Raw genomic sequence first — 11,769 nt, forward strand, 5'->3', positions numbered from 1 at the left:
GAAGCCGGCACGCCGTCACGGATCAGTTCAGCCTTCACGCTGTTTGCGCGACGGATGGACAGGCCCATGTTGTACTTCGCACCAGCAGCACCACCGCGAGCGGAGGAGTTGTCGGTGTAACCGTTGACTTCAATGCGCGTCGTCTGGACGTGCGTGGAAGCCTGAGCTGCCTCGGCAACGATCTGGCGGGCACGAGCCGTCAGGTTCGACTTATCCCAGTCGAAGAAGACGAGGTATGTGCGAGCAGGCGTCGGAGCCGGCGGAGCAAGCTGCGGAGCCGGCGGCGGCGGCGGCGGAGCCGTGTCGAAAGCGTAACGCAGACCCAGGATGAACTGGTGGTTGAAGCGGTGATCGAAGTTCACGTGACCCTTGTGAACGCCCGAGTTGTTCCACGTCGTTGCCGAGTAGGCACCATCCGTGAAGGTCTGGCCGATCATGCGGTATTCGGTCGTGACCTGCAGACCCGGGACACCCGTGTCATAAGCCGCACCGACGATACCCTGGTAAGCGAAGCCACCGTTCGTGCCACCAAGGCGGCTACGGTTGCCGTTGCTGAAGTTGGTGTCGGTCGGGTTGTAATGCTGCCAGAGGTAACCGGCACCAACACCGACGAACGGCGTGACAGGCGCATCGATACCGAACTGCTTCAGGTCGATGTCATACAGCACGTTGACAAGGCCACCATAAGCCTGGTCGCTGCCGCGGGTCTTGCCGTGAACCGGCGTTACGCTGCGGTGGTTGATCTCGGAGTAGTTGTAAACACCCTCGACCTCAACGCGCAGACCGTTACCGAAGCCCCAGCCGAACGCACCAAAACCGGTAAAGCCGTTCTTGTGGCGATACTTGGTGTGGCTGTCGTTGCCCATCGTGTTGCTGCCGTCCGACATGGCGCCGGCTGCAGTGTTGGCGTGCTGGGTCTGGGTCAGATCGTAGCCACCGCCGATGTCGACATACGGACCGGTGATGGTCGTGGCTGAAGCGGCAACAGGGGCCGCCGCCATCAGGGTTGTTGCGAGTAACGCAGTGCGGAGACGCATTTTTTCGTCCTCAAATTTCTTAACTGTTGGGGTCGAAACCGAAAGCTTCGGTCCCTGTGCCCTACAGGCTGTCTAAAAGCCCTATAAAACGATGGGTTCCGGAAATGGAACCCATCAGGAGGGGCTTCTGACGATTACACGCCATAAGCGTGGTTTATATGCAACAGTTCGCTTCTCATACAAGAACAAACCATTGCCACAATTCGATTATTCACGTTTCTGTGTAGAGCCGGAAACGCCGGAAATCAGCCGTTTGTGGATTTTTCTCTTGATCTAGATCAATCTATTGGTCATGAGTTCCCCGGAAGGTTTCTGTCTATGTTGCGTCTGGCGCGCATCCGTCCTCTGCAAGGACATCATGAACCGCCTGCGCCGGTACATCCCGGCAGGTGAAAGCCTGACCGATTCCGCGCACCAGCACGAATGTCAGTCTGCCATCCTGCATTTTCTTGTCCCGCGTCATGTGGTCAAGAAGTGTTCGCACGGCAAACGGCCGCCCCAGATCTGAAATCCGTGCAGGCATCCCAAGAGCATCGAGATGCGCGGTGACACGATCAAGATCCGCCTGCGGGCAATAACCCAGCCGCACCGACAGCATGAAGGCCAAGCGCAGCCCTATCGAGACAGCTTCTCCATGCAGCAGGCTGCCGTCATATCCCATCTCGGCTTCGAGAGCGTGGCCGAATGTGTGTCCCAGATTGAGAAGTGCGCGGCCTCCCTGGGCTTTTGTTTCGAATTCGTCCTCAGTCACTACAGCGGCCTTGAAGGCGCAGGCCCGTTCGACTGCTTCGGCGAGAGCGTTGGGGTCCTGTGAAAGAACTTGGGCGCCGTGCTTTTCGCACCATGCAAAGAGATCGGCGTCACCCAACAGGCCGGATTTGACGATTTCCGCGTAGCCCGCCTTGATTTCGCGGGGAGGAAGAGTAGCGAGGGTCGAAACGTCTGCCAGCACAATGGCAGGCTGATGGAATGCCCCCAGCAGGTTTTTGCCCCAGCTTGTGTTGATGCCCGTCTTGCCGCCAACGGAAGAATCCACCTGCGAAAGCAGGGTGGTGGGGATCTGCACGAAGGGTAGGCCGCGTAAGGTCGTCGCCGCGACAAAACCAGCGAGATCGCCCACGACACCGCCGCCAAGGGCAACAATCGCAGTTTTGCGTTCGACCTTGTGCTCAAGAATGGCGTCCGTCACCCGGCGGAACTCATCGATGGATTTGGATGATTCTCCTGGTGGAACGACGACCGCCTGCGCGGCAATGCCGGAATCCGACAGCGATTCCAGAAGTGGGTGAAGATAGTATTCCGCCACATTAGCGTCGGAAATCACCACAACGCGCTTCTGGGGCAGGACGGCGGAGAGGAACACGCCTGCGCGCTCAACAAGCCCACTGCCGATGATGACCTCATAGGGCGACTTTGCCAGCTTTACCGGCACCCGTCGGGGACGATGATTGAGGGCGAGAGCCTCGATGACGCGGGTTGTGGTGTTGTCCACGTTGTCTTCTCCACATTGCACGACAATGTCGGCTTCGGCGTAAATGGGATGGCGAACCTGCATGAGCTGTTCGAGCACGTCTTTCGGCTTCACGCCGTTCTGCGGGGGGGGAGGGGTTGGTCCGGTCACGCGCTTGACCAGCACGGGTCGAGGGATGCGCAGCCAGAGGGAAATGGCGCGCTCACTAATCAGCGCGCGCGTCTCCGCGTTCATGAACGCGCCGCCTCCCGTGGCGATCACACGCGAAGGCCCGTCCAGCAGGCGCCTGAGCACGCGGCGCTCTCCATCGCGAAAGGCTTCTTCTCCGTAGAGGCTGAAGACATCCTTGATGGAACAGCCGGCAGCGCGTTCGATTTCGGTGTCGGCATCGACGAAGCCCAGTCCCAGTCTCTGGGCAAGGCGACTGCCAATGGTCGATTTCCCGGCGCCCATCAGGCCGATCAGCACGATGCTGCGACCGCTGAGAGGACCAAAGCCGCTACAGGAACCACGGACCGCGTCCAGATTGAGGGGAAGGGCGGACGGGGGCTTGGATGAGGGAGGAGGTAACGCGGTCTCGGGAGGAGCCGTGTTTCTCCCTTCAGGAAAGAATGGTCGTGGCAAGGGGGGGATCCTAACATAGAGCGAGCAAACACACGTCATGATCGAAACGCCACCCGTTCCAGGGCGGCCCGACGCAAGGAATTGAGGCTGGAATGAGCCGAATCGCCATTATCGCTGGTTCTGTTGCCGGTGTTGTTCTCATTGGAGGAATTCTGGCTCTGGGCGCGTCCTCCGCGCCGCCTGCGCAGCAGCCCGTGCACAAGGAACTTGCTGTGGCGGAACTGACCGCCGCTGCCCAGCCTGCGCCACCACCAGTTCCCACCATCATTCCGCCTCAGGCGATGCCGTCTGCCGCTGCGACGGTATCTGTGCCCACGCCCGCAACGGTTCCTGCTCCGGTGACCCCGGCGGCATCGGCACCGGTTGTCCCGCCGGCAGTCCAGCCGGTTCATTAAGAATCGTTCTTCTGGGGAATGACGAGCGCGGCAGTCGATTCGTTTCTGGAAATGCTTGCGGCGGAACGGGCTGCGGCTCCGGCAACATTGGCGGCCTATACGCGGGATCTTGAGGACTGTGCCTCTAGCGTTGGTCAGGAAGGGCTGATGCTGGAGGATGCTTCGACAGAAGCCCTGCGTCACTGGGTCAGTGGCATGAGCCATGCAGGACTGGCCCGTCGGACGGTGGCCCGCCGCATTTCCTGTATTCGACAGTTCTATCTGTTTCTGCTGCGTGAGGGGCGGCGCGCGGATAATCCCGCCAGCATGCTTGACGTGCCCTCACCGGAGCAGAGTCTGCCGAAATTTCTGACAGAAGCGGAAGTTTCCGCCCTCATGGAGGCGAGTCGCCCTGCGGAGGACATGTCGGCCGCCAAAAAAAGGCGCTTTGCCGTCGCGTGTGCGGCACTGGAGCTTCTTTACTCAACCGGCCTTCGTATTTCGGAATTGCTGGTTTTGCAGCGCGACATGTTTCGCGCGGAAGCGCGGATGCTCATGGTGCGCGGCAAGGGTGGCCGTGAACGGCTCGTTCCTCTGTCCGATACGGCACGCGATGCCGTGTCGGCGTTGATCGCGGAAGACAGTGAGCGCCCGAGCCTGTGGCTGTTTGCAGGACGCGCGCCTGCTCGGCCGCTGACACGTCAGGGATTCGACAAGATACTCGCGGAGATCGGGGGAAGGGCGGGAATCGAACCGTCCCGACTGTCGCCACATGTTCTGCGCCATTCCTTCGCCACGCATATGCTGGCGCATGGGGCTGATCTGCGTGTTCTGCAAACTCTGCTTGGGCATGCGGATATCGCCACGACACAGATTTACACGCACGTTCAGGCGGATCGGCTGAAGGCTGCGGTGGACGCCCATCACCCTCTTGGAGAGGCCGCGGGACAGGACGGGCAAAAGAAATTGTAGCCGTCAGAGCGCGATACGCTTGGATTTGCCCGAGAGTGTGCTATCGGCGTCCATCATGCGTCAGTTCCTTGATTTCGAAAAACCGGTCGCCGAGCTTGAAACCAAGATCGATGACCTGCGTAACACGGCCAATGCGAGTGGCGCCGATGGCGTCAGCATCGCCGATGAGGTCGGGCGTTTGTCCGACAAGGTGGAAAAGCAGCTTCGCGCGCTTTACGCCAAACTCACCCCCTCCCAGAAAGTGCAGGTGGCGCGTCACGCGCAGCGGCCGCACACCGTGGACTACATCAAGGGGCTGATCACGGATTTCACCCCTCTGGCAGGTGACCGGCAGTTTGCCGACGACAAGGCCATCATTGGCGGCCTCGGTCGCTTCAACGGTCAATCCGTGGTGGTGATCGGCACGGAGCGTGGTGCCGAACTGGAAACCCGTCTTGAGCACAATTTCGGCATGGCGCGACCGGAGGGCTATCGGAAGGCCACCCGCCTGATGAATCTGGCTGCGCGATTCCGGCTGCCGATTCTCACCTTTGTCGATACCTCGGGCGCATGGCCGGGAATCGATGCTGAGGCCCGTGGACAGGCCGAGGCCATCGCGCGTTCCATCGAGACATGTCTCACCGTTCCGGTGCCTCTCATTGCGACAGTCATTGGTGAAGGTGGGTCTGGTGGAGCCGTGGCTCTCGCGACGGCTGATCGTATCCTGATGCTGGAAAATGCCATTTACTCGGTGATTTCGCCGGAAGCCTGCGCATCGATTCTGTGGCGTGATCCGAAGCAGGCGCCTACGGCTGCTGAAGCCCTTCGTCTTACCGCGCAGGACCTGAAAAAACTTGGCCTGATCGATCAGATCATCAACGAGCCTGTCGGTGGCGCCCAGCGTGATCCCGCGACCATGATCGAGACTGTTGGTCAGGCGATCGCCGAGGCACTTATGCCGCTTCTGAGTGAGGTGCCTGCGGCTCTCGTAGCCCATCGTCGCGAGAAATTCCTGGCGATGGGCCGTAGTGGCGTCGCATAATTTTTCAGAAGCTCCAGTCTTCTTTCACTGAGAGAAGGCTGGGTCCTCTGTCCTGAAATCAGCTTTTCGGTTCGCCTTCGACCGGTGTTTCACCCGTGGCGGCAATCAGTTCCTTGATCAGGCCAGATGCGGCGTCGAGTTCGTGGACGTCGGTTCCCTTGGCAACCAGCGCGACACCGCGTTTTCCGTCTTCGCGACGGAACGGATAAGATCCGAGGTCAAGGTCCGGATAGCGTTTCTGCACGGATTCCAGTGAATCAGCGATGGCGCTTTCATAGATATTGAGCGCGTACCATGTGCGGGAAAGCACAGGTGCTCCATGTTTCAGTTCGGGACGCACGGCTTCGAACATCGACTGCATGATGCGCGGCACACCTGCCAGAACATGGACATTGCCGATGGAAAAACCGGGTGCAATGGAAACAGCGTTGACGATGGGCTTCGCGCCGCGGGGGAGCATGGCCATGCGTTGCCGCGCCTCGGTGAACTGGTCCGTGCCGTAGTGTTCTTCCAGAAGATTGGCGGTCTCGACATGCAGTTCGAGCGGCACGCCAAATGCTTCGGCCACACAGGCCGCTGTAATATCATCGTGGGTGGGGCCAATCCCGCCTGTGGTGAAGACCTGATCGTAACGGGCCTTCATTTCATTGACCGTGGCGATGATGGTTTCGTGCACGTCCGGAATGATGCGCACTTCCTTCAGCGGAGCGCCGATTTCACCAAGATGAAGTGCCAGAAAACGGATGTTGGCATCCTGTGTCCGGCCCGACAGGATTTCGTTGCCGATCACGATAAGGGCAGAAGTGGGATTCATTGGGACAGGCTTTCAGTCTGATGACTTGGGCAGACTCGGGAGATTAGAGAAGGTCGCGCAGAAAGGGGATGATTGGCAAATCGGCGGGAGGCATCGGATAGTGGTGCAGTTCGGATGCTGCGACCCAAGCGAGCTTTTGCCCTTCGCGTCCTTCCGGCACACCTTCCCACTGCCGACACAGGTAAAGCGGCATCAGAAGATCGAACGTTTCGTAGTTATGGGAAGCGAATGTGAACGGCGCGAGGCAGGTCCGGCTGACATCCACGCCGAGCTCTTCCTGCAATTCGCGGATGAGCGCCGCCTCTGGCGATTCGCCAGCTTCGACCTTACCACCGGGAAATTCCCATAAACCGGCGAGGCTTTTGCCTTCGGGACGACGGGCCAGAAGAATGCGGTTGTTTCCGTCAATCATCGCCACGGCGGTGACCAGAACGAGACGACGGGGTGCCGCTACATCGCCAGAATTTTCCTGTGTGACAGGCTGTTCGTCGGAGCCGTGGAAATCTTCCCGCCGGGCAATGAAATACAGCACGGGAATTGTGCCGCCGCGTGCTGTGAACGCCTGCGTGCCACTGCCTGTTTCGTGAAAGCCAAGTTTGTTCAGGACTGCGATCGATCCCGCGTTGTCCTGCGCTACAGAAGCCGTGATTGCGCTGATTGGGAGATTGGCGAAAGCCCAGCGACAGATCCGTTCGCAGGCCGTGCTTGCGATCCCTTTCCGCCAGTGATCGCGCCCGATCCAGTAACCGAGAGAGCCTCGCAACGCCCCTTCGGAGCGACTGATCGTTAGCCCGACGCAGCCGATTACCTTCTGGTCCGACCCGACAATGGCGAAGTGGTAGGCCGTGCCCTCCTGCGCCTGATGAGCCGTGCTGGCAATCCAGCGTTCGGCGAGATCACGCGGGTAGGGGAAAGGCAACCGGCTCAGCATGCGGATGACGTTCCAGTCATTCACCTGTGCATGAATGGAGGCGGCGTCATCCGGGCTGAGCGCGCGGAGCGTGTGGGCTCCGGCATTCAGCGTCGGGGTTTCTCTGGGGAACGGTTCTTCTGACACGATGCTTTCAGTTGGTGGCAGGTGAGGTGGAATTTTTAGCCTTCTGTCTCCGGCGAGGCTGACTCTTGCGACGGGTCGGCGCGGGTGCGCTTTTCTTGGTTTCAGCAGCAACAGGCGGCTTTGCAGGTTTTTCCGCTACCACCGGCTGAGCTTCCTGTTTTGGTGCGGCTTCCACTGCACGCGCCTGAGGCGCAGTTGAAGGTTTTTCCTCCTGCTTGGGTGCTACACCACATTCAGCAAGGAGAGAGCGCAGAGCATTGATGACCGGGAAGACCTCCAGATTGTGGTCTCCCCCGAGTTCGCGCCATGCCTGCTGCTCCAGTTCGACGATTTCACGGTCTTCCGCGAAAATACGCTCGGTGAACGCAACAAGGAATGGCCATGCCAGATCGAGCAGCCCCGGGATGCCAGGGCGTTTTACGGACAGAAGACCGAACGTCCGGTTGGTAAGCTGGTCCTTGTCCTGCGGCGTATAGGCAATCCACAGGTCCATGACCGGAAGCTGGTCGCCAGTCTGGATGTGCAGTGTCTGGTAGGGATAGGTCGTGCGGATGGTCATCACGTCACGATCCTGATGCTTGGCCGACGTGTCGCGACGTTCGCCAAAGATCAGAGCCTCGCCCAGAGGCTGCTTGCCGCCTGTGCGGGCGAAGGAATAGCGTGCTTCGACCAGACCGGGTTCGCGGCGCTGCCCAAGAAAGCGGGGACGCATGTCGCCCATCTGCTTCATGTGCATGAACTGATGGTTCATATCCATCAGGTTCTCATGCATGAAACTGTAGTGGCAGCCGACTTCGCGACCGAATTTACGGGTTTTGTAGGCGGAGCTGCCTACCCGCGCGAGCGTGGGAGGTAACTGGACGGTTTCAGCTTTTTCCGCATCGCCCGGAAAGACAAAGATCAGCCCGTCCTGTTCCTTGACCGGATAGGTCCGCACGCCGTTCGGCAGCTTGCCCTTGCCGAGATAAGGCACGTCGATACAGCGTCCGGAACGACCATAAGCCCAGCCGTGGTAACAGCACTGAACCGACTGACCGCAGACGCGCCCTTTGCTGAGCGGCACCTGACGATGCGCGCAACGGTCTTCCAGCGCGAAAACGGAGCCTTCGGTCGGGCGGATCAGGGCAATCGGGTTGCCTGCATAACGCACGCCGATCGTTTTGCCGCGCTTGAGTTCATGCGACCAGGCAACAGGATACCAGAAGTCCGGGTCGCAATGGACACGTCTCAGATCAACCTTTTCCGCCGCGTTTGTCGTCGGGTGGCCGGTGACAGAAGCGGTGAAATCTTCGGTTGTCGGTGAAATATCCCTGTCGACTGACTGATCCATTGTGCCTCTATCTATCTTCCGCATCCGTTATCCCCACCTGCACGGAGACAGGCGACAAAATCCGGGAACAGTACTGTGTAGCATGCCTGACTTATCATCGAAGTGAGCCATATCAACCCGGGATTGGATGGTCCTCTGGCCCCGGGCCGACGGACTCGTTTCAATGTCTGTCGGCTGCCACCTTATCCAGCCTCATTCGGCACTCTGGCCAGTTTATCTTTCCTGTGAATTTCAAGATATTCACGGCAATCATTTGTCACGATTTGGTCGCGCGATCTCGGAGCACGGCTGTCAGATCGTCAATGAACTGCGCCGCCACGCGACCGGAACGGTTGCCGCGTGTGACGGACCATTCGCTCGCCTGGGCGCAGAGTTCCTCGTCCGAGATGGGAAGATTCAGTTCTTTCGCGTAAGCGCGCACCATGTCGAGATACACGTCCTGCGGACAGACGTGGAAACCTAGCCACAGGCCAAATCGGTCGGAGAGGGAAACCTTTTCTTCCGTCGCTTCGGAGGGGTTGATCGCCGTGCTGCGTTCATTGTCGATCATGTCGCGCGGCATGAGATGGCGCCGGTTAGATGTGGCGTAAAACAGAACGTTGGAGGGGCGCCCTGCGATGCCTCCGTCAAGAACGGACTTCAGCGCCTTGTAGTCACGATCTTCTTTCTCGAAAGAGAGGTCGTCACAAAAAATAATAAAGCGTCGGGAGGACTCTCTGAGGAGCGCCATCAGGTCGGGGAGGGTGCCCAGATCCTCGCGTTCGATTTCAACCAGAATGAGATGTTCTTCGGCTGGTCGGTCGCGGTTGATGGCGGCGTGGCAGGCCTTCACAAGCGAAGACTTGCCTGTGCCGCGTGAACCCCACAGCATGGCGTTGTTGGCTGGCCATCCATCTGCGAAGTGGCGCGTGTTCTGCAGCAATGTCTGCTTCTGGGAATCAACGCCCTGCAACAGGTCCAGTTGCACATGTGCGACAGCCGCAACAGGGGCGAGACGGCCACGCTCGGGCTGCCAGATGAAGGCGTCCGCCGTCCTAAGGCCGTCCAGTGTCGGCGCTGGCGGAGAAAGGCGTTCCAGAGCAGATGCAATACGATCCAGCAGGGGCAAGAGATCGGTCGTCATGAAGAACTCCGCGAAAACAGGGGCGACCAGTTGACGTGTCGCGCCCGGAATTTATGGTCCCGGCCTAACAGCGGGTCATGGCGCCCCGCAACCCGCCGAACGAAAAGTTATCGAAATGACCGATTTCCTGATTTCTCCCGCTTATGCCCAGAGTGCGGGCGCTGCCGGAAGCGCCAGTGGGATGCTTCAGCTTCTGCCTTATGCGCTGGTTTTCATCATCTTCTATTTTCTGATGATTCGCCCGCAGCAGCAGAAGCAGAAAAAACACAAAGAGAACCTCGCGAACCTCCGTCGTGGCGACAAGATCGTGACGGCGGGCGGCATCGTCGGCGTGGTGCGCAAGGCCGCCCCCGAAATGGACGAAATCGAAGTCGAAATCGCTCCGAACGTTTCGGTTCGCGTGCTGCGTGGAACGGTTTTGACGGTTCTGTCCAGTGTTGAGAAGCCCGCGAACGATACGGGCGCGGCCTGACCGCGAATACCCTGTTTTTGGTGGAAGATCATTGCGCCTTTCGCCGGAAACAGGACTGTTATCTGCCCGCACGGTTATGAGGTGCGGGTGATACGCTGGCTATCCCGCCAGGCATAGAATAGCGCCACGACAACCCCGGTGACGGAACCCGTTGCCACCCAACAGACAATCCCTTCCGCACCCGCCATGCGGGCTGCCAGAATGAGACCGCCGAGCAGACAGGCAAGCCTGAGCATTTTCATGCTGCTCAGCTGCAGAGCCGATGGTGTCCATTGGTTGCGCCGCTGCCAGCCGCTCTGGAGCCGGGCATGACACACAAATGTCACAGCCCAGAGCAGAGTAGAGACTGGGAGTGAAAAGTAGAGAGAACTCACAGTTTCACGCCCCCTGAAAGAGAAACGAGATCGTCAGGTCGCACGGTCTCTTTGCGTGAGAGGACGCGGCGCAAGTGCAGTGCTGAAAGCCCCAGCGCAAATGCGACAGCATCGACAGCGAAATAGACGTTCTGATCCTGCATACCCATCCAATGCCAGCGGGTGGCGACATCCAGAGCAGGCAGAAGCAGCAGGGTTGCCGAAAGGAGAGTGGCCTGTTCGCGCCAGCCGCGAAGAATATGCAGGCCGCCTCCACGCAGGAGCGCATGCAATGCCGCCACCGCCCATACAAGAAACAGGGTCGAAGTTTCTGTCTCAACGCGGGAAGTCATTCCTGCTGGCAGTAGTCTGTTGGCCCAGAGAACACCCACACAGGCAAGAGGCAGACCGAGCACGGTCGCCAGTGTGAGACCTTCCGCCAGAACCATGCCCAGCGGGCTCCGGCCCTCAGCTTTCCGTCTGCGCTTGAGCAGGAACATCACCAATCCAGTGGCGAACATCACGTAACCCGCGATCCCCGAGACAAAATAAAGCCAGCGCACGGTTGCTGGAGCCCAGCGCGCCATATGTATCCCGGAAAGAAACTGGGACGTGGAGGCTGCCGGGCTGTCCTTGCTGACTTCCTTCAGGCGTTCACCTGTCTTTCGGTCATATTCGAGGTGGTCGCGTGTCAGGCGGATTGTGCTGCCGTCAGCGCGAAAGACGGAAATTGTTCGCGGGGAAAATTGTAGGAAACCGAGTTTGTCTGGCCCATATTTTGTAGCAGCGTCCGCCAGAACAGGAGCCAGAGGGGAAAGCGGAACTGAATGGTGCTGGCCATGGCCTCCACCGCCGCCACGGTCTGGTCGCTGAATGGCTGTGTTCGGAAACAGGCGGTTGGCGTGAATCAGAACGCCTGTATAGGCGATCGTGAACAGGAACGGCAGAAACAGCACGGCTGTCAGGACATGGGCGTCCACCCACGGGCGTGGGCTGGTCGCACGCGGGCGAAAGACCACAAGGTTCGGCAGCAGGGACTTCAGGTGGATGATCACGCCTGAACCCAGTGTTACCAGCATGCCGATGGCGATGATCTGCACGACAATGACGCCAAAGAAATG

Annotated in this window: 11 protein-coding genes and 1 pseudogene; 4 read left to right on the forward strand and 8 right to left on the reverse strand. The window is 59.4% G+C overall.

Annotation, left to right across the window (positions count from 1 at the left end):
• A partial coding sequence (locus ABF824_RS04650; RefSeq protein WP_415486721.1) for an OmpA family protein occupies positions 1–1,037 on the reverse strand: 1,037 nt, incomplete at its 3' end.
• 316 nt (positions 1,038–1,353) lie between these two features.
• Complete coding sequence (gene aroB, locus ABF824_RS04655; protein WP_415486722.1) at positions 1,354–3,171, reverse strand: 3-dehydroquinate synthase; 1,818 nt, start codon at positions 3,169–3,171, stop codon at positions 1,354–1,356.
• Positions 3,172–3,224: 53 nt separating this feature from the next.
• On the opposite strand from aroB, the gene ABF824_RS04660 reads away from it, so the two are divergent.
• From ABF824_RS04660 to ABF824_RS04670, 3 genes are read left to right on the forward strand one after another with little or no spacing between them, the layout of a single operon-like run.
• Positions 3,225–3,527, forward strand: coding sequence for a hypothetical protein (locus ABF824_RS04660; protein WP_415486723.1), 303 nt, complete (start codon positions 3,225–3,227; stop codon positions 3,525–3,527).
• Between the two features lie 18 nt (positions 3,528–3,545).
• Positions 3,546–4,478, forward strand: coding sequence for a tyrosine recombinase (locus ABF824_RS04665; protein ID WP_415486724.1), 933 nt, complete (start codon positions 3,546–3,548; stop codon positions 4,476–4,478).
• Between the two features lie 55 nt (positions 4,479–4,533).
• Positions 4,534–5,499 (forward strand): acetyl-CoA carboxylase carboxyltransferase subunit alpha, encoded by a 966-nt coding sequence (locus ABF824_RS04670; RefSeq protein ID WP_415486725.1) that lies wholly within the window; start codon positions 4,534–4,536, stop codon positions 5,497–5,499.
• A 58-nt stretch (positions 5,500–5,557) separates the two neighbouring features.
• Here the strand turns inward: ABF824_RS04670 and ABF824_RS04675 are convergent, their stop codons facing one another.
• From ABF824_RS04675 to ABF824_RS04690, 4 genes and pseudogenes are all read right to left on the reverse strand, one after another.
• Positions 5,558–6,313 carry a competence/damage-inducible protein A gene (locus ABF824_RS04675; protein WP_415486726.1) on the reverse strand — a complete coding sequence of 252 codons (756 nt, stop codon included), beginning with the start codon at positions 6,311–6,313 and terminating at the stop codon, positions 5,558–5,560.
• Positions 6,314–6,356: 43 nt separating this feature from the next.
• A complete protein-coding gene (gene mutT / locus ABF824_RS04680; RefSeq protein ID WP_415486727.1) occupies positions 6,357–7,370 on the reverse strand; it encodes an 8-oxo-dGTP diphosphatase MutT in 1,014 nt (337 codons plus the stop codon).
• A 196-nt stretch (positions 7,371–7,566) separates the two neighbouring features.
• Positions 7,567–8,724, reverse strand: a pseudogene (locus ABF824_RS04685) (Rieske 2Fe-2S domain-containing protein); the annotation flags it as partial.
• Between the two features lie 232 nt (positions 8,725–8,956).
• Complete coding sequence (locus tag ABF824_RS04690) at positions 8,957–9,823, reverse strand: ATP-binding protein (protein WP_415486728.1); 867 nt, start codon at positions 9,821–9,823, stop codon at positions 8,957–8,959.
• A 115-nt stretch (positions 9,824–9,938) separates the two neighbouring features.
• On the opposite strand from ABF824_RS04690, the gene yajC reads away from it, so the two are divergent.
• Positions 9,939–10,295, forward strand: coding sequence for a preprotein translocase subunit YajC (yajC, locus tag ABF824_RS04695; RefSeq protein WP_415486729.1), 357 nt, complete (start codon positions 9,939–9,941; stop codon positions 10,293–10,295).
• A gap of 74 nt (positions 10,296–10,369) precedes the next feature.
• Here yajC and ABF824_RS04700 read toward each other — a convergent pair whose 3' ends face one another.
• Together ABF824_RS04700 and ABF824_RS04705 are read right to left on the reverse strand one after the other, a co-directional pair.
• Complete coding sequence (locus ABF824_RS04700) at positions 10,370–10,537, reverse strand: hypothetical protein (protein WP_415486730.1); 168 nt, start codon at positions 10,535–10,537, stop codon at positions 10,370–10,372.
• Positions 10,538–10,665: 128 nt separating this feature from the next.
• The coding region (locus tag ABF824_RS04705) for a PepSY-associated TM helix domain-containing protein (protein ID WP_415486731.1) at positions 10,666–11,769 on the reverse strand (1,104 nt) is incomplete at its 5' end.

It is taken from the genome of Acetobacter sp. (genome assembly GCF_047721705.1).
Taxonomy (GTDB): domain Bacteria; phylum Pseudomonadota; class Alphaproteobacteria; order Acetobacterales; family Acetobacteraceae; genus Acetobacter.

Bases quoted from the DNA above. Each gene is read 5' to 3' on its own strand.
- yajC (WP_415486729.1), top strand. From the start codon at position 9,939: ATGACCGATTTCCTGATTTCTCCCGCTTATGCCCAGAGTGCGGGCGCT.
- ABF824_RS04670 (WP_415486725.1), top strand. From the start codon at position 4,534: ATGCGTCAGTTCCTTGATTTCGAAAAACCGGTCGCCGAGCTTGAAACC.
- ABF824_RS04700 (WP_415486730.1), bottom strand. From the start codon at position 10,537: ATGAAAATGCTCAGGCTTGCCTGTCTGCTCGGCGGTCTCATTCTGGCA.
- ABF824_RS04675 (WP_415486726.1), bottom strand. From the start codon at position 6,313: ATGAATCCCACTTCTGCCCTTATCGTGATCGGCAACGAAATCCTGTCG.
- ABF824_RS04665 (WP_415486724.1), top strand. From the start codon at position 3,546: ATGACGAGCGCGGCAGTCGATTCGTTTCTGGAAATGCTTGCGGCGGAA.
- ABF824_RS04690 (WP_415486728.1), bottom strand. From the start codon at position 9,823: ATGACGACCGATCTCTTGCCCCTGCTGGATCGTATTGCATCTGCTCTG.
- ABF824_RS04660 (WP_415486723.1), top strand. From the start codon at position 3,225: ATGAGCCGAATCGCCATTATCGCTGGTTCTGTTGCCGGTGTTGTTCTC.
- aroB (WP_415486722.1), bottom strand. From the start codon at position 3,171: ATGACGTGTGTTTGCTCGCTCTATGTTAGGATCCCCCCCTTGCCACGA.